The sequence below is a fragment of the Bacillus cereus group sp. BfR-BA-01383 genome (genome assembly GCF_022663495.1).
GTDB lineage: Bacteria > Bacillota > Bacilli > Bacillales > Bacillaceae_G > Bacillus_A > Bacillus_A cereus_AU.
Genome location: NZ_JAKUFP010000035.1, coordinates 19,265 through 42,768 on the forward strand (window position 1 = coordinate 19,265; position 23,504 = coordinate 42,768).

Sequence of the window (23,504 nt, forward strand, 5' to 3'; positions counted from 1 at the left end):
ATAAGTAGGGAGCAATTTTCTTTTATATTTACACTTTAAAAGTATTATCGTCCTTTTTTAAAGAGCCCAAAAATGATTCTACATGGACGATAATGAAAAGTCAAGAACTACAGCTCTTCCTCTTCTTCTTCTTCAGTTTCATCATACTCAAGTTCTTCTTCAGCGAAGTCTTCTTCTTCTTCGTCTAGATCATCAAGATCCTCGTCATCTCCGTCTTCTTCTTCAAGAACCTTGTCCAAATCTTCTACATCATCTTCGTCTGCATTTCCGTCTGCATCGTCAAAGTCATCTTCATCTTCTTCAATGTAGTCGTCAAAACCGTCTTCTTCAACTTTACGTTTTTTCTTCGGTTTTGGCTGCGGTAAGATTTCTTCATCAATTTGCTCGTATGGGTACCAGCTGCGTAGCCCCCAACGATTTTCTCCTAAATTAATGAAACGTCCGTCGATGTTTAAATCTGTATAAAATTGTGCGAGTTTCGCATTAACTTGCTCTTGAGATAGTCCCAGCACTTGAGCGATTTCTTGAACCAACTCGTTGAATGTCGTTGCTTGTCTTTTATCCCCTAAAACGCTATGTACAACTTCAATCATTGAACATTCTTTTAGCTCTTCTGGTGAATATTGCTTAAAATTCACTTATGCGGCACTTCCTTTCTTCAAATATAACCTTATATATAACGGTCTGCTTAAAAAAATCCATACTATTCATTATAAACAAAAGTCGTACAAATATGCTACAAAAAAAACGGGAAACTTTTATATGGCAATAAAATTATAATTTGTCCATTCCTTATTTCGGAAACATATGGGCTCCTTGCAATACATACCTAATTTGCATTTCAGTATATTCTTCAAGCGTATACAGTTTTTGCAGGGCCCAACGTCTAAATCCCCACATTTGTCCTTGTATGAAAATATTATGTGCAAGAAGCTGTATTTCCTTTTCATTTAATGTAAATGTCCCATTCGCTGTACACTGTTCTAAAATATTTTCAAACATCCCTACCATTTGAAACTCTTTTTCTAATACATATGGAAGTGATTCTTTCGGTAAAAAACGGACCTCTTGATACATGATTAATACTTCTTCTTGCAACTCGTCCATCACTTTAAAGTAATTCGTTATCGCTATCTTTAAACTTTCTATACTCCCCTTCTCGGTACATACTACTTCCTCTAATCGTTCTTTTACGTGTTCATAAATACTATCACAAACTAAATATAAAACATCATCTTTTGTACGAATGTACTCATAAAGTGTTCCGATACTAAATCCCGCCGCTTTCGCAATTTCTCTCGTTGTTGTGCGCGGAAATCCTTTTTGCTTAAACAGTTGCACCGCACCTTTAATCATTTGTTCACGTCTTAACGCAACTAATTTTTCATCTTTCACGGATGCATGTACGTTATGTTTAACCATCCCCTTCACCTCTCTCTATTATTTTTTTGGAAGGAAAAAGCGTAGGAAAATACCTACGCTTTCGTTCCTACTTCGTTAACATACGAGAAATTACGAGCCTTTGAATCTCTTGTGTTCCTTCATAAATCTGTGTAATCTTTGCATCTCGCATATAACGCTCTACTGGATAATCTTTCGTATAACCGTAACCACCAAATACTTGTACCGCTTCAGTCGTCACCTTCATCGCTGTATCACCTGCGAATACTTTTGACATCGCTGATTCTTTCCCGTATGGAAGCCCCTCAGACTCAAGCCAAGCTGCTTGATATGTTAAAAGGCGCGCTGCCTCTACATCCGTTGCCATATCTGCAAGTTTAAAGCCGATCCCTTGTTGCGCCGCAATCGGCTTCCCAAATTGATAGCGCTCTCTTGCATATTCTACAGAAGCATCTAAAGCTCCTTGTGCAATACCAACTGCTTGCGCCGCAATACCATTACGACCGCCATCTAACGTTTGCATTGCGACCTTAAATCCTTGCCCCTCTTCCCCAAGTAGATTCTCTACAGGAATACGGCAATCTTCAAACATAATTTCAGTCGTTGGCGAAGAGCGAATCCCTAGCTTACTTTCCTTCTTCCCAACTGAAAACCCTGGCGTATCACTTTCTACAATAAATGCGCTCGTGCCGCGCTGCTTCGATTCAGGATCTGTTAACGCAAAAACAACATAAATATCAGCAATACCACCATTTGTAATAAAAATTTTCGAACCATTTAATACGTAATGGTCTCCATCTAGCTTTGCAGTTGTCTTCATTCCACCAGCATCCGAACCGGAACTCGGCTCCGTTAAACCGTATGCGCCAATTTTCTTTCCTTCAGCCATCGGTCGCAAAAACTTTTGCTTTTGCTCTTCCGTTCCAAATTTAAAAATCGGCCATCCAGCAAGTGAAGTGTGCGCAGACAGTGTTACACCTGTAGAAGCACAAACGCGAGATAATTCTTCGATCGCAATTACGTACGCTAAGTAATCACTTCCAATCCCACCATACTCTTCAGGCCATGGGATACCTGTCAAACCAAGCTCTGCCATTTGATCAAATAAAGCACGATCAAACCTCTCTTCTTCATCACGCTCAGCTGCTGTTGGTGCTACTTCGTTCTTAGCAAAATCTCGAACCATTTTTCTTATCATTTCATGTTCTTCTGATAGTTTAAAATGCATTTCTGTCTCCCCCTCGCCCTTTTATAAAGCACGGCTAATAACAAGTTTTTGTATCTCACTCGTTCCTTCATAAATTTGCGTGATCTTCGCATCACGGAAAAATCGTTCTACTGGATAATCTTTCGTATAACCGTAACCACCAAATACTTGCACTGCTTCAATCGCCACTTCGACAGCTGTTTTAGAAGCAAATAACTTCGCAATAGATGCTTCCTTACCACACGATAACCCTTGAGCTCTAAGCGATGCCGCTCTATATACAAGTAGTCTCGCCGCTTCTACACTTGTTGCCATATCTGCAAGTTTAAAGCCAATCCCTTGCTGCGCAGCAATTGGCTTCCCGAATTGCTCTCGTTCCTTCGCATAATCAATCGCACATGTAAGTGCCGCTTCAGCAATTCCTAACGCCTGTGCACCGATTCCAATTCGTCCAACATCTAAATTTGCCATCGCCACCTTGAATCCTTGTCCTTCTTCACCTAGTAAATTCTCTGCTGGCACTTTCATATCTTCGAATGTAAGTTGTACTGTACGCGAACCGAGAAGCCCCATTTTATGTTCATCTTTTCCAATAATTAAACCAGGCGTATCTTTCTCTACTATAAATGCGGAAATACCACTTTTTCCTGCCTCTGGATTCGTAGAAGCGAATACAATGTATGTACTTGCTTCACCTCCATTTGTAATAAATACTTTTGATCCATTAATAATGTAGTGATCGTCTTTTTTTACAGCTCTTGACTTCAAACTTCCTGCATCTGATCCTGCATTTGGTTCTGTTAATGCAAATGCACCTAAATATTCACCAGTCGCAAGTTTAGAAACGTATTTCTGCTTCTGTTCTTCTGTTCCGAAATATAAAATCGGATTCATTCCAACTGACGTATGTACAGCTAAAATTACACCAACTGTTGCACTTACCTTTGAAATTTCCTCAATTGCTAGAATGTAAGAAATAAAATCCATTTCTGCGCCGCCGTATTTTGCAGGTGCTGGAATACCCATTAATCCAAGCTCGCCCATCTTTTGCAAAATCTCTTTCGGGAACACCCCTTGTTCCATACTAGGAACAAAGGGAGCTATTTCTTTCTGCGCAAAATCCCGAACCATTTTCCTCATCATTTGCTGTTCTTCAGTAAAATGAAAATTCATGTACTTCGCCTCCGTTTGCTATATATCTTTTTAATAATTTAGTAAGACCACTATTTTAATAAAGGGAGGAATTTACTCGTAAACGTAGAAACCACGGCCCGTTTTACGTCCTAACCATCCTGCATTCACATATTTACGTAATAATGGACATGGGCGATATTTACTATCTCCTAATCCTTCGTGCAACACTTCCATAATGTATAAACACGTATCTAAACCGATAAAATCAGCTAGCGTCAGAGGACCCATCGGATGATTCATACCAAGTTTCATTACTTCATCAATCGCTTCTTTCGTCGCTACACCTTCATATAACGTATAAATTGCTTCGTTAATCATCGGTAATAAAATACGGTTCGATACAAACCCAGGGAAATCATTTACTTCAACTGGCACTTTCCCGATTTTTTTCGTAATATCTTCAATCGTTTCATATACCGCGTCATCTGTAGCCAAACCACGAATAATTTCTACGAGTTTCATAACGGGAACTGGATTCATAAAGTGCATACCGATTACTTTTTCTGGTCGTTTCGTTACCGCTGCGATTTCCGTAATTGGTAACGATGACGTATTCGTCGCTAAAATAGCGTGTTCTGGAGCGATTTCATCTAGATTCGCAAAGATTTTCTTTTTAATATCCATTTTCTCAACAGCTGCTTCAATAACAAGATCTGCTTCTTTTACACTATTTAAATCAAGTGTCCATGTAAGACGATTTAAAGTCGCTTCTCTCTCTTCTTCTTTCATACGACCTTTTTCTACTTGACGAGCTAAATTTTTCGTAATAACAGCTAGCCCTCTATCTAATTGCTCTTGTTTTAAATCTTGTACTTTCACATCATATCCTGCCATTGCACATACTTGCGCGATTCCTGACCCCATTTGTCCTGCACCAATTACAACAATCTTTTGTACACCCATTTTTTCTTCCCCCTTAATTGTTAATAAACTATATAACTTCTAAAATTAGTTAACTTCAATCATCACTGCGTCACCTTGACCGCCACCGCTACAAATCGAAGCAATTCCAATTCCGCCGCCGCGCTGCTTTAGTGCATGGATAAGTGTAACGATAATACGCGCTCCGCTTGCTCCAATCGGATGGCCCATCGCCACTGCGCCGCCATTTACATTCAATTTTTCTGGGTCAATCCCTGCAATCTCTGTACTTGCAATTGCTACCGCCGCAAAAGCTTCATTAATCTCAAATAAATCGATATCTTCAATTGTCTTGCCTGTTTTTTTCAACAATTCGTTAATTGCATAACCTGGTGTTCTTGGGAAATCTTTTGATTCTACCGCGATTGCCGTATGCGCTAAAATTGTCGCTAATGGCTTTCTTCCTTCTTGCTTCGCTCTGTCCTCGCTCATTAATACAAGTGCAGCACCGCCATCATTAAGTCCCGGAGCATTACCAGCTGTCACTGCTGACGTCTTATCAAATACAGGCTTTAATTTCGCTAATTTTTCAATCGTTGTATCCTCGCGTGGCGCCTCATCCTTTGCAACGACGATAGGATCGCCTTTTCTTTGCTGAATCGTTACTGGTACAATCTCCTCTTCAAAACGACCTTCCTTATGTGCTGAAACTGCACGTTGATGGCTACGGTATGCCCACTCATCTTGCGCTTCGCGAGAGATCCCATCTTCTTTTGCAACTTCTCCGCCATAAACACCCATGTGTATACCTGAGAATGCGCACGTTAAACCATCGGCAACGTTTAAATCGATAACTTCATTGTTACCCATTCTGTATCCCCATCTTGCCCCTCGTAAAATGTAAGGACTATTACTCATCGATTCCATTCCACCAGCTACAATCAGTGATTGGTCACCCGCTCGAATAATTTGATCCGCTAACGTAACCGCGCGAAGCCCTGATGCACAAACTTTATTTACTGTTTCTGTCTGCACTTCCCAAGGAATGCCCGCCGCTCTTGCTGCTTGGCGTGATGGAATTTGTCCTTGTCCTCCTTGGATAACCGTTCCAAATATAACTTCTTCAACATCACTCGCGGACACATTCGCCCTTTCAAGCGCTGCCTTAATTGCGATTCCTCCAAGTTCTGTCGCTTTCACGTCTTTTAAAGTTCCCCCAAATTTTCCAACTGGTGTTCTTGCAGCACTTAAAATAACTGTTTTACTCATGTCTATTTCCCCCATTTCTTTTATTAGCGCTGAGCGCTCGCTCGGTATTCTTACATTGAGAAGAGGTGCACTGACTGCACCTCTTTCTAAAGTTGTATGCATTCCTACAAACTACATTGCTTCTTTCTTCTGCCCAATAACTGAGCGTTCTAAAATCTCTGTTACGTCAAGAGTTTGAACTGTTTCTTCCACTTCTTTCGCTTTCGTACCGTCACTAATCATCGTTAAGCAATATGGACATCCTGTACCGATAATTGACGGTTGTACAGCTAGCGCTTGCTCTGTACGAGCAACGTTAATACGAGAACCTGTCGTTTCTTCCATCCACATTAAACCGCCACCTGCGCCACAGCACATTCCAGTTTCGCGATTTCGCGCCATCTCTACAAGATTCACTCCAGGAATCGCTTTCAAAATATCACGTGGTGCTTCGTACACTTCGTTGTATCTTCCTAAATAACAGGAATCATGGTACGTAACTGTTTCCTCAATAGCGTGAACAGGTTTTAAGCGCCCTTCTTTCACCCACTGAGCTAACAATTCTGTATGATGATAGACCTCTGCTTGCAAGCCAAAGTCCGGATACTCATTTTTAAATGTGTTATAAGCATGAGGATCGATCGTAACGATTTTCTTCACTCCTGCTTTTTCAAATTCTTCGATATTCTTTGTCGCCATCTCTTGGAATACAAATTCATTTCCAAGGCGGCGCGGTGTATCTCCAGAATTCTTTTCTTTATTACCGAGAATCGCGAACGAAATGCCTGCTTCGTTCATTAACTTCGCAAACGATATCGCAATCTTCTGACTACGATTGTCGTATGATCCCATTGAACCAACCCAGAATAAATACTCGAATTCCTCACCAGCTTTTGATTTTTCTTTTACTGTTGGAACTGTTACTTCGTCATCACCTTGGCGCCATGTTTCACGCTCTTTACGGTTCAGACCCCACGGATTTCCTTGACGTTCAATGTTTGTCATCGCGCGTTGTGCTTCCGCGTCCATTTTTCCTTCTGTTAAAACGAGATAACGGCGTAAATCAATAATTTTGTCAACATGTTCATTCATAACCGGACATTGATCTTCACAGTTACGACACGTTGTACATGCCCAAATCTCCTCTTCTGTAATAACATCTCCGATTAAACTCGGATCGTAAGCGAGCGTTGTAGCTGCTGATTCTTGTTGCCCTTTTCCAGCTGCCATCATCGCTAACTGATTTCCTTGTGTACTATTAAAAGCAACTACTGGAACCCACGGTGCTTTTGATGTTACCGCAGCTCCTTTATCAGTTAAATGATCGCGAAGTTTTAAAATTAGGTCCATCGGCGATAACATTTTTCCTGTTCCTGTTGCCGGACACATATTTGTACAGCGACCACACTCTACGCAAGCGTATAAGTCAATAAGTTGATTCTGTCTAAAGTCTTCAATTTTACCAACACCAAATGTTTCTTGCGTTTCATCTTCAAAATCAATCTTTTCAAGCTTCCCTGGGTTTGAAAGACGGCCGAAGAATACATTAGCTGGTCCGGCAATTAAATGCGCATGTTTTGATTGTGGAACATACACTAAAAACGTTAACAAAATTAGTAAATGCACCCACCAAGAGAAATAGAACACTGAAATGGCTACGGTTTCATTTATCCCACCGAAAACGTAAGCGATTGCAGAAGCGATTGGTTCACTCCACGAAAGCTCCTCGCCATGCCATATAAGGCCCATACCGTTACCAAGCAGTACAGAAACCATTAAGCCTCCGATAAAGATAAGAACAAGGCCCGATTTAAAATTACGTTTTAAACGAACAAGCTTTTCAACATAGCGTCTATGAAAAGCCCAAAAGACTGCAATTAAAATAACAAGTGTGACAATTTCCTGGAAGAATGTAAATGCAGGGTATAGTGGTCCAAGTGGAAGATGTGATCCTGGTGCGAGCCCTTTCCAAACGAAGTCAATTGCTCCAAATTGGACAAGAATAAATCCGTAAAAGAACATAACGTGAATAATACCGCTCTTTTTATCTTTCAGCAGCTTTTTCTGACCGAAAACATTGACCTTAAGAAGATCCCAACGTTCTTTGAAGCGACGGTCAAATTCGATCTTTTTTCCTAATTGTATGTAGGCCATTCTCGTTCGTATAAGATATACAAACAAATATCCCGCATAAGCAATAACAGCAATGGCAGCCAGCCAATTAATGATCAGTAAGCTATTCATTTTTATGCTACCCCTCTCTTTGTAAGCCCTCTTTCTTTTTTAGAATCTTCGAAAACATATAATTTTCTGAATTTTATCCCCTACCTTCATTATATAATGAGTGAGCATTCAGTCAACAGTTTTTTGTTATACAACAACATATTTTTTAATAAAGCTGTTTATTTCGGTGAAACTAGAAAGTGAAACTTGCATTTGTAATAAATTGAAGGTGAACAGAATGCGAAGGAGGGAATTCACTCATGTTTTACTTATCTCTCTTGTTAATATGCGTTACTCTTTGGATCACAATTGACCTTTCATACGGGAGATTCCTTCATTTAAAACGTGTGCATTCTCGTACTTTCCCTTTACGTCAAAGTGATTTTCACCTTTATACATACGGAAAAGATTTATACGGTGCTTTATTTACTGATATAAAACGAGCAAAACACCATGTACATGTTTTATTCTTCATTGTAAAAAATGATGAAATAAGTCGTAAGTTTTTAAAGTTACTCATCGATAAAGCACAAGAAGGGGTCGAAGTAAGACTTTTACTCGACCGGTTTGGAAGTCATTCTTTATCAAAAGAGGCGATGTATTCCCTACGAAAACATGGTGTCTCTTTTTCATTTTGTCACAAAGTGAAATTTCCTTTTCTTTTCTTTTCTGCAAATCAAAGAAATCATAGAAAAATTACAGTTATTGACGGGAAGATTGGATATATTGGCGGATTTAATATCGGCGAGGAATATTTAGGGCACAATCAAAAATTAGGATTATGGCGGGACTATCATTTACGTCTTACAGGAGAAGGCGTTCAAGATTTACAAAAACAATTTTTACATGATTGGTTTGATGATACGAACCAAAATTTATTGAATACTTCTCTTTATTTTCCTAAACAACAACCCGGTGCAATATTACATCAATTTATTCCAACCGATGGTGCCTATTTACAAAATACATTTTTACATTTAATCGAAAATGCAAAAGAAGAACTCTTTATCGGTACACCATATTTCATTCCTGGCAAAAAAATTATGAGTGCACTATTAAAGGCACGAGAAAGAGGGGTTCAAATAACGATTCTCGTTCCAGAAAAGGCTGATCACGCCCTTGTTCGAGAAGCGAAATTCCCATATTGCCGAAAGTTAATACGGGCGGGTTGTAACATATACGCATTTCAGCAAGGGTTTTTTCACGCCAAAATTATCATTGCAGACAACCATACTTGTGATATAGGAACTGCTAATTTTGATAAGAGAAGTTTGTATGTTAACCATGAAATCAACTGCCTTTTATATGATAAACATTTCATACAAACAGTAAAAAACAAACTTCATGAAGATCTAGAATGCTCGTCACTACTTTCCTTTGAAGATGTCAATCCACTTTCTCTTATCGATAGAGGAAAGGAATGGCTAGGAACGATACTCGCTTTCTTTTTATAAGAAAAGGAATGATTTAAAGAGGTGGATCACATATGATTATGCAATTTGGATATGTCTCACATGCAATGGCGCTATGGGACTGTTCTCCTGCCAAAACGTTGACATTTACGAACTTTAAAAAACTTAATAAACAAGAGCGCGAAGATAAACTGTACCATGTTACACGTCAAAATTTAGAACACACTATACGTATCCTTCATTACAATATTGCACATGAAATTCCATTATATCGTTTATCTTCTTCTATTGTTCCACTTGCAACACATCCTGAAGTTGAATTTGATTATATTGAAGCATTTGCACCAATGTGGCGTAAAATAGGCGCATTAATTCAAGAGCACAATTTACGAATAAGTTTCCATCCCAATCAATTTACATTATTCACAAGCGACAAGCCGCATATTACAACTAACGCTATTACAGATCTGAACTATCATTACAACGTATTAGATGCGATAGGAATTGCTGATTCTTCTTATATCAACATTCATGTAGGTGGAGCATATGGAAATAAAGAAACCGCAATTGAGCGTTTCCATGAAAACATAAAGAAACTTCCTGCACATATAAAAAAACAAATGACTCTTGAAAACGATGATAAAACATATACAACTTCTGAAACTTTATCTATTTGCCAAAAAGAAAATATCCCTTTCGTATTTGATTATCACCATCATATGGCTAATCTTTGCAAGGAACCGCTGGAAGAGCTACTACCTGCGATTTTTGAAACTTGGTCACATACAAACGTCCCACCGAAAGTTCACATTTCCTCTCCTAAATCCGAAAAAGAATTTAGGGCTCATGCTGAATATATTGATTTAGAGTTTATCAAGCCCTTTTTACACATTACAAAAAAAATCAATCGTAATTTCGATATTATGATTGAAAGTAAACAGAAAGATTTAGCACTATTACAATTAATACGTGAATTTTCTTCTATAAAGGGGGTAAAAAGAATAAATAGCGCAACCTTACAATGGTAAGTTGTAAGGTTGCGCTATTTTTTTCAAAAAAAGTAATTTTCATAGTAAAAAATACCCTATTTTATATGCTATTATTTAAATTAGCATTTTCCCCCTAAGATTCAACTTTATTGAAACGGAGCCATAATATGAATCAAAAAAAATATGTACAATTTGTCATAATGTATATTAGTATATTTTCTCTTTGGATATTCCTTATTCCTAAGGACTTGACTATAAAAGAAATTGGAATTCTCTTCTTATTTTGTTTTGCTGCACTCTTTTCTTGCTATTGCTTATATAAAGCAATTAAGAAGATGAAAAGCGGTGACAAACTATTTTGGGTTTTACTACTGTGTACTTGCGTATGTGGACTAATTATGGAAATAACTTTATTTCTTCATTCATTTTCTATTTATGAGCAAGTCATATTCTCATATAAAGCACTACCTTTTTTCATCATACAATATATTTTGCTTTTTTCTGGATTTGCTATAAAGTTTATAAAACATTACTCCATTAGAGGTCTTGCTCAATTTTCATTCGATAGCATATTCATTGTTATTATGAATATTTATTTTACCTTAACCTTTATTTTAGATATTTCTAGCTTTCGTATGTTGACGAAGGACACGTGGCTTTTGATTGGGTATTTTATCGCACAATCATTAGTAATTTACGCCGTTATTAGCCTATATAGGAGAGAACGATATTCTTCTAGTAGAATCTCATTAATTATCGGCTTTACTATCATACTTGTTTACGGATATGTACACCTGTTTCAGTTAAACACAGGAATGGAAACTTCTTCTGAAGTCTCTTATTTGATACATACTGCTTCCATTTTATTAATTGGTTTATCATCCATCCTATACATTTTAGATAAACCAATGCAACATGAAACAAAAATGAAATATTATCGATTCGATTATGTACGCTTTATATTACCTTATTTTAGTATAATCATTACTTTTTCCTTTATTGTCATTCAGCCTTGGGATGATAAATTCATGTTAATCGGTCTAGTATTATCACTCATCTTATTATTCCTACGACAGCTTTACATGTGGAAAGATAATCAAGTATTAATCGATACGTACGAACAGTTGACTACACAACTAGAAGGAAAAATCGAAGAAGGTGCATCTGCCCTATCAAAAAGTGAACAACGTTATAAAGCTTTATTCGAAGATCATCCCGATGCTGTTTTTTCTTTAAATATGAACGGGATTTTTCAACAATCTAATAAGGCTTGTGAAAGTTTATTTACAGCCTATTATTGTGAAGTAACAAGCTATTCTCTTCTACACTTCATTGATCCACAAGATCATGAATTATTGAAGAAATCTTTACAAAGTACAACAGAAGGTAGGCCACAAACTCTAGAAATTCGTACAAAAGAAAAAGAAGGCTATTATTATTACCTTCACATCACACTCATCCCGACCTTTATAAATAAAGAAGTTGTTGGGATGTTTGGTATAGCACGTGATATTACAACTTTATATGAAAAACAAAAGCAAGTAGAGCATTTGGCTTTCCATGATGCACTTACAGGACTACCGAATCGCCGAAAATTCGAAAAAGATTTAAAAATGATTCTAAATACAGCGCAAAACAACACTAATGACGTTGCGGTCATGTTCCTCGACCTAGATCGATTTAAAAAAATTAACGATCGACTCGGCCATGATGTCGGGGATTTATTATTAATTGAAGTAGCAAAAAGATTACGTGGATGTTTGCGTTCAAAAGACATCGTTGCCCGCCAAGGCGGAGATGAATTTACGATCCTATTACCAGATATGTACTCTGAAAAAAGTGCTGCTTTTATAGCCGAACAAATTTTAACTATCTTAAATAAGCCTTACTTCATTAAAGATGAAGAACTTTTTGTCACACCAAGTATCGGAATTGCAATGTTTCCGGAATATGGAACCGATGTAACCGAATTAATGAAAAATGCAGATATGGCTATGTATCGAGCAAAAGCTAATGGAAAAAATAGATTCATTTTCTTCTCAAAAGAAATGAGTGTTGCGCAAAATGAACTACACTTCCTAGAAGGTGAACTTTCAAAAGCTCTGCAACAAAATGAATTTTTCCTTGAATATCAACCGCAAGTAAATACAAAAACAAAACAGATTATCGGTTTTGAGGCATTAATTCGCTGGAAACATCCAAAACTCGGAATTGTATCACCTGCCCAGTTTATTCCTCTAGCAGAGGAAACAGGATTTATTATTGAACTTGGTAATTGGATCTTACGTACCGCCTGCTTAGAAGCAAAAAAGTGGCATAACCAAGGATTTTCTCACTTAAAGGTTGGTGTAAATTTATCTGTTGTTCAATTTAATCATGCAGATTTAATATCAACTATTTCAAAAGTCTTGGAAGAAACAGAACTAAAGCCGGAAGCGCTAGATATTGAGATTACAGAAAGTATCGCGATTAATCAAAATCATTCTGTAATTGCTAAACTAGAAGAACTTCAAAATCTCGGTATCCAAATTTCAATTGATGACTTTGGAACTGGTTATAGTTCTTTAGCTTATTTAACGAAATATCCAATCAATACATTAAAAATTGCTCGAGAATTTATTTGTGGAATTACAAACAGCCCTTTAGAAGAAGCGATTATCTCTTCCATTATTAAGCTATCAAAAGAATTAAAGTTAGAGGTTATTGCGGAAGGTGTAGAAACAGAAGAACAATGGAAGTTTTTACACGAACAAAACTGTGACCACATTCAAGGATTCCTCTTTAGCAAACCTGTTTCTAATAAAGATGTTTGGATGTTACTCCACAAAAAAACAACCGTCTAAGTAAGACGGTTGTTTTTTTAATATTCAAAAGGTAGATCTGAAGCTAATTGTACCTCTTGATCATTATGAGAAATTACTTGGCTCTTCTCTAAAGCTGTATCGCCTAATGAAATACCCCATGCCATCGCTAACGTTAATAGACTACCAATAAGTAGTTTCTTCATATTCCATCACCACATTTTTTTCTTTTAATATATCATGAAAATTTATCCATACCGTATGCAATTATGCATATCCATTTTTTAGGCTGTTTATCTATTGATTTTATTTGCGAGTGCTTCTTTATATGCATGCATTTCTAATATATCAAAAAAGAAACTAGCCTTTTTATATGCATCTTCAATCTCTGCCCCATCATACTCCAACTTCTCTAGGCATTCACCTCTTTGATAATATAACTGTCCAATTAATGCCATACTATTAATTCGGCACGATATTTCAATCGCTTTATTTACTTGATAAAGTGACTCTTCATATTGATCATCTAAGTATAATGCTTTTGCATGATTATATCTTACCTTCACGTCAAATTCTTCATTATCATGCAATGTCTCTAATTGTTTTAATATATCTTCAAATAACTCAATGCTCTTCTTAAAATAGCTATTTTCAGCATAAATATTTGCAATTGCATTTTCTATATAGAGATTTTGATATACGTCTATTCCAGCTAATTGTTGATTTAACAATTTTTTTAATTCTAAAATACAATATTCGTAATCAATTTTCTTCAATATGTAAGCTGCTACATGATATTGCCATTGAAGAAACTGCTGGAATTCAGGATGATATTCTTCCTTTTTCAGCTCATTCCATACTCTATTATAAATTTCTTTATATCTTTTTTGCTTACACAGCATAATGACTTGATCTTTAAACTGTTTTTTTCTTTCAATATCGGAATAAATGAGTACCTCGTAAAAATGAATAATGGGAACTTGTAATTTCGCTGCGATACCTTGCAATATATCCATACTTGGGTATACTGCGCCCGATTCAATTCGGCTCACTTCCGATTGATGACATATATTATCGGATAACTGTTTTTGTGTTAACCCTCTCATCACCCTAATTTTCTTAATTTCACTTCCTAATTTTTCTGCGTGCATACTTACTCACCATCCCATTATAACAATCTAATTTTTTAAGTTGTCATACCACTACAATAATGTGAATTCGACAATTTTTGATATGAAATAATGCATAATATATATAAAATTCGGCAAATTCTCCATACAAGTCATCTCACATACAATAGATTAGGAGTGTTATAGATGAATTATAGAAAACTTGCCCATACTTTCGTTACATTCGGTCTGCTTTGTCCTTTATCAACAGAAGCTATTCATGCTCATAATTAGTCAAAAGTGAAGTAAAAGTTGAAATTGCTCAGCCTGGTTTAACAATCTGGAACTTAACACAACCTCAAAATGATGCGAAAGAAAATATTGCGAAAAAGTATTTAAAAGGTGCGGTAAACGTAGATTTCCAACCTACCAATAAAGAAACAAAAGAAAATCAAACCGAAGTTCATCTTGCACAAACTTATAAAAACTATAAAATATATGGTCAAGATCTCATTGTAAAGGTAGATACAAATGGAGTAATCACTACTGTTAGTGGTAAAGTTATCCAAAATCAAGACCGACAACCTAATCTTACTATAACAAATTTTTTGTCGAAAAATGAAGTAAAATCTACATTACACGCTACTCTTCAAATTCCAAGTGATGCAGCTGAGACAAAATTCTCTGGCGAAACCGTTGTTTATCCCGCTATTTACGGGCAGTAAGACCCTCACCTCAAAATTCGGCTGGGGCAAAGATATTAGGTGGGAGCCCCGCTGCCCGTTAACGCCCGATTGGTGGGGGCTAATAATCAGTGGGGAATGAACAAAACCCCACTGATTAAAGTTTCACTTTATAAGAAAAAAGAAGTTTACCACTCATAGGTAAACTTCTTTTTATATCCAGCCCTTTTCTTCTGCAATTGTAATTGCCTCAATTCTGTTTTTCGCATCAAGCTTCGTTAATATTTCAGAAATATAATTACGTACTGTACCAGGTGAAAGATAAAGTGCCTTCGCAATTTCATTTGCCGTCTTTCCTTCTTTCGCGAGTAAAAGCAATTCTTTTTCACGATCTGATAACGGATTTTGCTCCTGCCATAAGCCAAACATTAAATCTTGAGAGATCTCCCGTTTTCCTTTCATCACATTACGAATTGCTACAGCTAAATCTTCACTCGGGCTATCCTTTAACAAATACCCATGCACGCCAGCTTTCATCGCTCGTTCAAAATACCCTGGGCGAGCAAATGTTGTTAAAATCATTACTTTGCATGCCGATTTTTCTTTCTTTAAAGTTTCAGCAACATCTAATCCACTTTGAATCGGCATTTCAATATCCATAATACTTATATCGGGTTTTAGCGATTCAATTAATTTTAGCGCCTCTTCCCCATTTGCAGCTTGCCCAATTACTTCAATATCATCTTCTAGATCAAGTAGGGCCCCTAATGCCCCACGAAGCATCCGTTGATCTTCTGCAATAATAATTCGGATCATACCCTCACCTCATCTTTTCCTGTTCTAATGACAACTGGAACTTTTACTGTTAATAGTGTCCCTGGATTTATCGTATCCAGTTCAACAAATCCATCAATAAGAGCAATTCTCTCTTTCATACCGCGTATACCATTTCCATCATGGTTTTGATCTGCTAGACCGATACCGTTATCTTCTACGATCAAAATCAACTCACCTTGTGATTCTAATACAGAGACTGTGCACCGCGTTGCCTGACTATGCTTTACAACATTCGTCACTGCCTCACGCAAACACATCCCAACAATATTTTGTTCAATTGGTGATAACGAACTTGAACTTGCTTCTTGCTTTACTTCTAATTCAATATTAGCAGCTTGTAAAATTGCTTTTATTTGCTCTAATTCTTCTTCCACTGTAATCATACGCATATCAGAAATTAACTCTCTTAACTGCTTTAAAGCTGTACGAGATGTTTGTGTAATTTCCTTCGCCTCCATACTTGCACGCTCTGGATTTTTCACAATTAACTTCTCCACGAGCTGGCTTTTTAAAGTAATAAGAGATAACGTATGCCCTAGTGTGTCATGAAGATCCCTTGCGATTCGCTGCCGCTCTTCACGTTTTACTAAGTCTTTAATTTGTTCATTTGCTTCGTTTAATTGATTTTTTAACATCTTTTTTTGATTAAAATTACGCATTCCAAATGGCGTAAGAAGCATTAAAATAAACATCGGAACGATATTCACTAAACTTGCAGTTGTTAACTGATTATTATATACAAATACAAATGCCCCAAGCATTACAACTAATAAACATAACAACACTCGAAACGCTTTCTTACTTGGCGTAAATCCCATCGCACTTGCTGTGAAAAACCCAAAAAATATCATGAAAGGGTTGTAAAATAAAGCAAATAAAAAAATGAGTACCATTTGAATACACGCCCATAAAATGAACGTCTTCTGAACAAAATAAAGTTGACGGTATGTGACAATGAAAACTATTAACATACCGATTCCTAACACAAGCTTCCACCCTGATGCTTGTGTTAAATGGTAAATTGGAAATAACAGATACACGAACCACATATACGGGAAGAAACCCATATGTTTCGGAAAAATCTCAATCCTCTTCTTTTCTACCATTTATACCGCTTCCTGTCTTTTTCTTATATATATTGATACTACAACAAATATAAGGAAATAACCTCCTAGTACCGCGATATTTTCCCAACCAATTGACTTTCCAGCTACAATATCCCATGCTCCGCTTCCGAAATGATATGTCGGTGTCCACTCACCAATCGTTCTTAATATTTTAGGGAATACTTCAATCGGCATCCATAACCCGCCAATTACAGCTAAACTCATATTTAAAATATTCGCTAAGCCAGCTGCTGCATCTGCCTTCTTAATGGAGCCGATCACTGTTCCTAACGCTAGAAATGGTGTAACGCCTAATAATAACCATAATCCGGCACCAATCCATTGTCCTACTGTTAACTCAACATGATTAATTACTATCCCTGCCATAAAAATAACTAAGATTGAAAAAGCATTTACTACCGTTTGAGCAATAATCTTTGCTGTTAAATATGCCCCTTCTGGAAGTGGTGTAATTTTTAGAAGGTGTGTCCACCCTTGCCCTTTTTCTTGAGAGATTCTCACACCGAAACTAAAAAGTGCCGTTCCTACAATGCTAAAAGTTGCCATTGAGATTAAATAATGTGCTTTCCAAGCATCTCCGTTTTGTGGCACTTGAACGACATTTGTGAAAATGTAGTAAAACATAACTGGCATTAATAATGAGAAAAAGATAAACAATTTATTACGAAACGTACGTAAAATTTCTATTTTGCATTGCATCCATAAAGCTCTCATGCGATTTCCCCCTTTTGATTTGCGACAAATTGTTCAAATGCTTCATCCAGACTTCCACGTTCAACTGAAACGTCTGTTACAGGTAAATTCTTTTGATAAATTGCTTGTAAAGTTGCATCGGTATCCTCAGTTGTTAAGATAAAACGCCCTTCATTTGACTGTACTTCTGTGACATTCGGCAATTCCTTTAGCAACCTTGTAGGAATGCTTTCCTTTGAATAAAACGAAATCGTTTTTCGAGAAATCGTCGCTTTCATCTCATCCGGTGTACCATCTGCGATAATCTTTCCGTTCGCAAACAATAAAATACGATTCGCCAATGCATCTGCTTCCTCTAAATAATGTGTCGTTAAAATAATCGTTTTCCCTTCACCTGTTAATTTTCTAATCGTTTCCCAAAACGTCCTTCGAGACGTAATATCCATTCCAACTGTCGGCTCATCTAAAAATAGCAAATCTGGATTTCCTGCAAGTGCGAGCGCAAAGTTTAACCTTCTTTTTTGTCCACCTGATAATTTCTCACATCTTTGCTTTCGCTCTGATTCTAAATTTGATAATTGGAGTAATGTTTCTTTCGCTACCGGGTTCGTATAGTAACTACGGAATAACTCAATTGCTTCTTCCACTGAAATGCTATCAATAACACTTACCTCTTGTAGCATCGCACCGAAGCTATTACGAACATCTCTATGCTTGGGGCTTTTTCCAAATACAGAAACCGTTCCTTCTGTTGGATCTTTTAATCCAAGCATCATGGACATCATTGTTGTTTTTCCTGCACCATTTGGTCCAAGTAATGCTACTATTTCCCCTTTATTCACATGAAATGAAACGTTATTTACTGCATTTTTATGTTTAAATGTTTTAGAAACACCATTTACTTCAATAATCTTTTCCATCTCTCCACCCCCGCTGTTTCTTATATTTACATTGTATGTTTTGGAAAAGTTAGGAAACAGTATGATGCGTCATGACATCCACATGACAATTGTCATGTATTCTTCGTGAGAGGAATCAACCAGCATACCGCAAGCGAGTAGCAGGACGAAAATAAACATGATACAATCGGGGAAGATATATATTTGAGGAAGGACAGTGGTTTTCATGATTATTCGTAATGAACAAGATTTAGAAGGCTTACGAAAAATCGGCCGCATCGTTGCGCTTGCACGTGAAGAAATGAAAAAACAAGCAAAGCCAGGTATGACAACGAAAGAGCTTGATTTGATCGGTAAAAAAGTATTAGATGAGCATGGTGCTATTTCTGCACCTGAAAAAGAATATGATTTCCCTGGTGTAACTTGCATCAGTGTAAATGAAGAAGTTGCTCACGGTATTCCCGGAGATCGTATATTAAAAGAAGGCGATTTAGTAAATGTCGACGTATCTGCTGCACTTGGTGGTTATTATGCAGATACAGGTATTTCATTTGTACTTGGAGACGACGAAGCAAAAGAAAAGCTTTGCCAAGCAGCGGTTGATGCATTTTGGGCAGCAATGAAAAAAGTTAAAGCTGGATCAAAACAAAATCAAATTGGTCGTGCTGTTTCAAACTTTGCACATAAAAATGGATACAATGTTATTCAAAACTTAACTGGTCACGGTATTGGTCTCAGCTTACATGAAGCACCAAACCACATTTTAAGCTATTATGACCCAATGGATAATGCGCTTCTAAAGGATGGCCTTGTTATCGCTGTAGAGCCATTCATTTCTATGAAAGCTGATCATATTATCGAGCGCGGTGACGATGGTTGGACATTCGTTACACCTGACAAAAGCCTTGTTGCACAATGTGAACATACAGTTGTCGTAACACGCGGTGAACCGATAATCTTAACAGAAATATAATAAAAAACAGCCGTTTTGTAGATTTCTGCTACTAAAGCGGCTGTTTTTTATTATTTTTAATTATGTAACATCCCCATAAACAGAAAGCTTATAAAATAAAAAAGTGATACATCAAAGTATCACCTTTTTAACGGGGTGGGGCTGCCCAAAAGTACGGAAAACCCTTGGACAGCCTCGTATTTTCATATGGATGCCTTACATATATCACTGATGATAATTATGAAATGCGGAAACATAATTATCACCACATGATTCAAACATGAGAAATGGAACCCTACAGTGATTCCATCCCCTTACATAATCTAAAGTTTGGGTACACTAGATTCATGCAATGTAGGAGCCTTCAGAACAGAAAGCGAACCTTCATTTAAAATGATAGCATACATACCTTCGCCGAAAATATGCAAATATGCATATAACGTTTTTTATTTCTCAACATACATTTATTGAAAATTCATACATATAAAGGTAAAATAAAGTCGTTATCCGTCTTCTTTTGTCAGTCAGAGAGAATAGAAGAATGGGAGAGGAAAAAATGAGAAAATCACTGAAACAAAAAATAGTAAGCTCCTTGCTTGCTGTATCACTCGCCGTTAGCTTAGCTCCAATTGGACAAGCAAAAGCTGATTCCACATCAGAAATCACGCAAACCCCACCTATTACAAAGCAAGTTGATGCAAATCGTGCCATCGAACATATCCGATTTTTATCCGAAACAATTGGTCCTCGTCCTGGTGGGACAAAATCAGAAGAATGGGCCTCTCGCTATGTTGGTATGCAACTTAAATCAATGGGCTACGAAGTAGAATATCAGCCATTTCAAGTGCCCGATCAGTACGTTGGATTCATTGAATCACCACTATCCACAAAACGCAATTGGCAAGCTGGTGCTGCTCCTAATGCACTAATTTCTACAGAAGCTGTTACAGCTCCTCTTATCTTTGTTCAAGGTGGAACAAAACTAGAAGATATTCCAAATGAGGTAAACGGAAAAATTGTTTTATTTGAAAGAGGAACAACAGTGGCAGACTACAATAAACAAGTCGAAAATGCTGTTAGTAAAGGTGCAAAAGGTGTTCTTTTATACAGTTTAATCGGTGGACGCGGAAACTACGGACAAACTTTCAATCCTCGCTTAACGAAAAAGCAATCTGTGCCTGTATTTGGTCTTGCTTATGCTCAAGGAAATGCGTTTAAAGAAGAAATCGCGAAAAAAGGAACAACACTCCTTTCATTAAAAGCTAGACACGAATCTAACTTAACATCTCTCAATGTTATTGCGAAAAAGAAACCAAAAAAGAGTACCGGCAATGAAAAGGCAGTCGTTGTAAGTTCACACTATGATAGTGTCGTTGGAGCACCTGGTGCTAACGATAACGCTTCTGGAACAGGACTAGTATTAGAATTAGCTCGTGCTTTTCAAAATGTAGAAACTGATAAAGAAATCCGCTTTATTGCTTTCGGTTCTGAAGAAACTGGATTACTTGGTTCGGATTATTATGTGAATAGTCTATCCCAAAAAGAACGTGACCGTATTTTAGGTGTCTTTAACGCAGATATGGTCGCTACAAATTATGATAAAGCAAAAAATTTATATGCTATGACACCTGATGGATCTACAAATCTTGTAACCGATGCTGCTTTGCAAGCAGGTAAACAATTAAATACTGACCTCGTTCTTCAAGGAAAATTCGGTTCAAGTGATCACGTGCCGTTTGCTGATGCTGGTATTCCTGCTGCTCTATTTATTTGGATGAGTGTCGATAGTTGGAATCCATTAATCTATCATATTGAAAAGGTATATCACACGCCTCAAGATAACGTATTTGAGAACATATCACCAGAACGTATGAAAATGGCATTAGAGGTCATTGGTACAGGCGTCTATAATAGCCTTCAACCTACCGTGAAAACAGGGCAAAAAGCTGCTTAATACTATTTCAAGCTACCGATTAATCGGTGGCTTTTTATTAAGGAAAAATAAATATGTATAACAGCATATTTATTACCCGAAAAAAATATTAATAAATAAATTAAAATATATTAATTACGAGATTTATTGTGTATAATATAAAACGCAACATATTAATTTAGTTGCATTATTGAATGGTATTACCATGTAGAATAAAAATTGTAATAATAGTAATTACATCTAATAAAGAAAGCTTTCTACTATGAAAAAATTATTCTTGCAGTTGTGTTAGCTTTAACAGTTATTTCAGGAACTAATGCTGATGCAGCTACTCACGATCAAAGCTTTACAAAATACTATTTCTAAATTAGCCATAAAAGTGGCTATGCATTCATCCAAAACTTAACGGAACATGGTCATTGATCTTAAATTACATGAGATACCACACCACATTTTAAGCTTATGGTCCAATGGATAATCGACTTATCGAAAGTGATTTCTCCGTTGATTTAGAGCCACTTATCTCTATGAAAGCTGACCATATTATTCAGCCGCTGATTGAGTACAACTTGAAACTGTTCTCTTTTTTCTATAAAAAAACCCCTCAGGTTGCATTCTTCCCTTCACTCTATCGTGAAGTGTTTTTGAATACTTACCTAAAGGGCGTAATATCAATAGTAATTTTTTAATTTGTCTGCTACTCAGATTACAGTGTAATCAATAATCTAAATCTTTTTTATTATTTTATTCGCTGACGAGCAAGTAGGATCCCACCTAACAGGAACAATACCATACCTCCAAGAATTGAACTCATTTCTGCTGATGTTCCTCCTGTGTTAGGAAGTAATGTTGGCTTATCATTTTCTGTAGTAGGTGGAACTTTTGAATCGCTATTTTTGTCTGCATTTGTGTTTGGATCTTTTGGATCTGTGCTTGGATTTTTTGGATCTGTGCTTGGATTTTTTGGATCTGTGCTTGGATCTTTCGGATCTGTGCTTGGATCTTTTGGATCTACACCTGGTTCGTCCTTGATTTTTGTATTTGTAATGTCATAACCATTTACTTCGGATTTGTATCCCGCTACTGGTTGTTCTTTCACTTCATACTTGTACGCTAATCCGTTTTCATCATATACTTGTAGTTTTTCAAACGTGTACTTCCAGTTTGTTGCCACGCTTACTTCTTTCGTGTCAATAACTTTTCCATTTTGTAATAAGTCTACTTTGATGGATGATGGACGATCTATTGCGTTGTTATCATCCCAGACTTTCTTACCACTGATTTCTGTTGTTTCTGTATTTTTGTAAGTGTTCGTAATTGTTGTTCCTTCTACTTTTGTTTCATATCCATTTACTTTTACTTCACTTACTGTGTACGTGTATTCATTTCCTTGTTCATCGTACTTTGGTAGATATTTGAAGCTGAAGTTCCAGTTGCCTTCTTTATCAGCTTTCACTTCTTGCTTGTTAATCTCTGTTCCATTTTGAAGCAATTGAACCGTAATACTTTCTGGGCGTGTGTTGAACTTGTTGTCGTAGTCTTCCCAGACTTTCTTACCACTTACTTCTGTTGTTTCTGTATTTTTGTAAGTGTTCGTGATTGTTGTTCCGTCTACTTTTGTTTCATAGTCTTTCACTTTTACTTCATTTACTGTGTACGTGTACGCATTTCCTTGTTCATCATACTTTGGTAGGTCTTTGAAGTTGAAACTCCAGTTTCCTTCTTTATCCGCTTTTACTTCTTGCTTGTTAATCTCTGTTCCATTTTGAAGTAATTGAACCGTAATACTTTCTGGGCGTGTACCAAACTTATTGTTGTAGTCTTCCCAAACTTTCTTACCACTAAGTTCTGTTGTTTCTGTATTTTTGTAAGTGTTCGTGATCGTTGTTCCGTCTACTTTTGTTTCGTAGCCATCAACTTTCACTTCACTTACTG

19 protein-coding genes and 2 pseudogenes are annotated in these 23,504 nt (G+C 36.9%); 7 read left to right on the plus strand and 14 right to left on the minus strand.

Annotation, left to right across the window (positions count from 1 at the left end; all coding sequences use genetic code 11):
- Positions 1-107 precede the first annotated feature (107 nt).
- The 7 genes from rpoE to MR065_RS22640 all read right to left on the minus strand — a co-directional run bounded on the left by rpoE (position 108) and on the right by MR065_RS22640 (position 8,155).
- Positions 108-638, minus strand: coding sequence for a DNA-directed RNA polymerase subunit delta (gene rpoE, locus MR065_RS22610; RefSeq protein ID WP_242215130.1), 531 nt, complete (start codon positions 636-638; stop codon positions 108-110).
- A gap of 154 nt (positions 639-792) precedes the next feature.
- Complete coding sequence (locus MR065_RS22615; RefSeq protein ID WP_242215131.1) at positions 793-1,422, minus strand: TetR/AcrR family transcriptional regulator; 630 nt, start codon at positions 1,420-1,422, stop codon at positions 793-795.
- Positions 1,423-1,489: 67 nt separating this feature from the next.
- Positions 1,490-2,629 carry an acyl-CoA dehydrogenase AcdA gene (gene acdA, locus MR065_RS22620; RefSeq protein WP_097903004.1) on the minus strand — a complete coding sequence of 380 codons (1,140 nt, stop codon included), beginning with the start codon at positions 2,627-2,629 and terminating at the stop codon, positions 1,490-1,492.
- Positions 2,630-2,650: 21 nt separating this feature from the next.
- Complete coding sequence (locus MR065_RS22625) at positions 2,651-3,781, minus strand: acyl-CoA dehydrogenase (protein WP_097903005.1); 1,131 nt, start codon at positions 3,779-3,781, stop codon at positions 2,651-2,653.
- 72 nt (positions 3,782-3,853) lie between these two features.
- A complete protein-coding gene (locus MR065_RS22630) occupies positions 3,854-4,705 on the minus strand; it encodes a 3-hydroxybutyryl-CoA dehydrogenase (RefSeq protein WP_242215132.1) in 852 nt (283 codons plus the stop codon).
- Positions 4,706-4,750: 45 nt separating this feature from the next.
- The gene (locus tag MR065_RS22635) at positions 4,751-6,034 is read right to left on the minus strand and encodes an acetyl-CoA C-acetyltransferase (protein ID WP_141557986.1); all 1,284 of its coding nucleotides are present in this window, start codon (positions 6,032-6,034) and stop codon (positions 4,751-4,753) included.
- Between the two features lie 9 nt (positions 6,035-6,043).
- Positions 6,044-8,155: a (Fe-S)-binding protein gene (locus MR065_RS22640; RefSeq protein ID WP_242215133.1), complete on the minus strand. Its 2,112-nt coding sequence runs from the start codon at positions 8,153-8,155 to the stop codon at positions 6,044-6,046.
- A gap of 239 nt (positions 8,156-8,394) precedes the next feature.
- Here MR065_RS22640 and cls point away from each other — a divergent pair, with 239 nt between their 5' ends.
- The 3 genes from cls (at position 8,395) to MR065_RS22655 (ending at position 13,378) form a co-directional block, all read left to right on the plus strand.
- Positions 8,395-9,588 carry a cardiolipin synthase gene (gene cls, locus MR065_RS22645; RefSeq protein WP_242215134.1) on the plus strand — a complete coding sequence of 398 codons (1,194 nt, stop codon included), beginning with the start codon at positions 8,395-8,397 and terminating at the stop codon, positions 9,586-9,588.
- Positions 9,589-9,620: 32 nt separating this feature from the next.
- Positions 9,621-10,574, plus strand: coding sequence for a UV DNA damage repair endonuclease UvsE (uvsE, locus tag MR065_RS22650; protein ID WP_242215135.1), 954 nt, complete (start codon positions 9,621-9,623; stop codon positions 10,572-10,574).
- Between the two features lie 128 nt (positions 10,575-10,702).
- On the plus strand, positions 10,703-13,378 hold the full coding sequence (locus MR065_RS22655) for a DUF4084 domain-containing protein (RefSeq protein WP_242215136.1): 2,676 nt from the start codon (positions 10,703-10,705) through the stop codon (positions 13,376-13,378).
- A gap of 17 nt (positions 13,379-13,395) precedes the next feature.
- Here the strand turns inward: MR065_RS22655 and papR are convergent, their stop codons facing one another.
- Positions 13,396-13,542: a quorum-sensing peptide PapR gene (gene papR / locus MR065_RS22660; protein ID WP_097903011.1), complete on the minus strand. Its 147-nt coding sequence runs from the start codon at positions 13,540-13,542 to the stop codon at positions 13,396-13,398.
- Between the two features lie 87 nt (positions 13,543-13,629).
- Complete coding sequence (gene plcR, locus MR065_RS22665; protein ID WP_098268239.1) at positions 13,630-14,487, minus strand: transcriptional regulator PlcR; 858 nt, start codon at positions 14,485-14,487, stop codon at positions 13,630-13,632.
- Between the two features lie 165 nt (positions 14,488-14,652).
- Between plcR and MR065_RS22670 the strand changes: the two are divergent.
- Positions 14,653-15,149, plus strand: a pseudogene (locus tag MR065_RS22670) (M4 family metallopeptidase); the annotation flags it as partial.
- A gap of 192 nt (positions 15,150-15,341) precedes the next feature.
- On the opposite strand, the gene MR065_RS22675 reads toward MR065_RS22670, so the two are convergent.
- Genes MR065_RS22675 through MR065_RS22690 form a run of 4 tightly spaced genes read right to left on the minus strand, consistent with a single transcriptional unit; the run spans position 15,342 to position 18,705 of the window.
- Complete coding sequence (locus tag MR065_RS22675; RefSeq protein ID WP_242215137.1) at positions 15,342-15,944, minus strand: response regulator transcription factor; 603 nt, start codon at positions 15,942-15,944, stop codon at positions 15,342-15,344.
- The gene (locus tag MR065_RS22680; RefSeq protein WP_242215138.1) at positions 15,941-17,071 is read right to left on the minus strand and encodes a sensor histidine kinase; all 1,131 of its coding nucleotides are present in this window, start codon (positions 17,069-17,071) and stop codon (positions 15,941-15,943) included. Before MR065_RS22680 ends, MR065_RS22675 begins: the two co-directional genes overlap by 4 nt.
- Positions 17,072-17,806 carry an ABC transporter permease gene (locus MR065_RS22685; RefSeq protein ID WP_242215139.1) on the minus strand — a complete coding sequence of 245 codons (735 nt, stop codon included), beginning with the start codon at positions 17,804-17,806 and terminating at the stop codon, positions 17,072-17,074.
- Entirely contained in the window at positions 17,803-18,705 is a 903-nt protein-coding gene (locus MR065_RS22690) for an ABC transporter ATP-binding protein (protein WP_097903016.1), read from the minus strand. Before MR065_RS22690 ends, MR065_RS22685 begins: the two co-directional genes overlap by 4 nt.
- A gap of 205 nt (positions 18,706-18,910) precedes the next feature.
- Between MR065_RS22690 and map the strand changes: the two genes are divergently transcribed.
- From map to MR065_RS22705, 3 genes and pseudogenes are all read left to right on the plus strand, one after another.
- Positions 18,911-19,657 (plus strand): type I methionyl aminopeptidase, encoded by a 747-nt coding sequence (map, locus tag MR065_RS22695; protein WP_098990784.1) that lies wholly within the window; start codon positions 18,911-18,913, stop codon positions 19,655-19,657.
- A 535-nt stretch (positions 19,658-20,192) separates the two neighbouring features.
- Complete coding sequence (locus MR065_RS22700) at positions 20,193-21,590, plus strand: M28 family metallopeptidase (RefSeq protein WP_242215140.1); 1,398 nt, start codon at positions 20,193-20,195, stop codon at positions 21,588-21,590.
- Between the two features lie 348 nt (positions 21,591-21,938).
- Positions 21,939-22,120: pseudogene (locus tag MR065_RS22705) on the plus strand (type I methionyl aminopeptidase); the annotation flags it as partial.
- A 188-nt stretch (positions 22,121-22,308) separates the two neighbouring features.
- Here MR065_RS22705 and MR065_RS22710 read toward each other — a convergent pair.
- Positions 22,309-23,504, minus strand: a 1,196-nt coding sequence (locus MR065_RS22710; protein WP_242215141.1) for a Cna B-type domain-containing protein, incomplete at its 5' end; no start/stop codon positions are given.

Bases quoted from the DNA above. Each gene is read 5' to 3' on its own strand.
- uvsE (WP_242215135.1), top strand. From the start codon at position 9,621: ATGATTATGCAATTTGGATATGTCTCACATGCAATGGCGCTATGGGAC.
- MR065_RS22675 (WP_242215137.1), bottom strand. From the start codon at position 15,944: ATGATCCGAATTATTATTGCAGAAGATCAACGGATGCTTCGTGGGGCA.
- MR065_RS22615 (WP_242215131.1), bottom strand. From the start codon at position 1,422: ATGGTTAAACATAACGTACATGCATCCGTGAAAGATGAAAAATTAGTT.
- MR065_RS22630 (WP_242215132.1), bottom strand. From the start codon at position 4,705: ATGGGTGTACAAAAGATTGTTGTAATTGGTGCAGGACAAATGGGGTCA.
- papR (WP_097903011.1), bottom strand. From the start codon at position 13,542: ATGAAGAAACTACTTATTGGTAGTCTATTAACGTTAGCGATGGCATGG.
- MR065_RS22655 (WP_242215136.1), top strand. From the start codon at position 10,703: ATGAATCAAAAAAAATATGTACAATTTGTCATAATGTATATTAGTATA.
- acdA (WP_097903004.1), bottom strand. From the start codon at position 2,629: ATGCATTTTAAACTATCAGAAGAACATGAAATGATAAGAAAAATGGTT.
- map (WP_098990784.1), top strand. From the start codon at position 18,911: ATGATTATTCGTAATGAACAAGATTTAGAAGGCTTACGAAAAATCGGC.
- MR065_RS22685 (WP_242215139.1), bottom strand. From the start codon at position 17,806: ATGAGAGCTTTATGGATGCAATGCAAAATAGAAATTTTACGTACGTTT.
- cls (WP_242215134.1), top strand. From the start codon at position 8,395: ATGTTTTACTTATCTCTCTTGTTAATATGCGTTACTCTTTGGATCACA.
- MR065_RS22680 (WP_242215138.1), bottom strand. From the start codon at position 17,071: ATGGTAGAAAAGAAGAGGATTGAGATTTTTCCGAAACATATGGGTTTC.
- MR065_RS22700 (WP_242215140.1), top strand. From the start codon at position 20,193: ATGAGAAAATCACTGAAACAAAAAATAGTAAGCTCCTTGCTTGCTGTA.
- MR065_RS22625 (WP_097903005.1), bottom strand. From the start codon at position 3,781: ATGAATTTTCATTTTACTGAAGAACAGCAAATGATGAGGAAAATGGTT.
- MR065_RS22640 (WP_242215133.1), bottom strand. From the start codon at position 8,155: ATGAATAGCTTACTGATCATTAATTGGCTGGCTGCCATTGCTGTTATT.
- plcR (WP_098268239.1), bottom strand. From the start codon at position 14,487: ATGCACGCAGAAAAATTAGGAAGTGAAATTAAGAAAATTAGGGTGATG.
- MR065_RS22690 (WP_097903016.1), bottom strand. From the start codon at position 18,705: ATGGAAAAGATTATTGAAGTAAATGGTGTTTCTAAAACATTTAAACAT.
- MR065_RS22635 (WP_141557986.1), bottom strand. From the start codon at position 6,034: ATGCATACAACTTTAGAAAGAGGTGCAGTCAGTGCACCTCTTCTCAAT.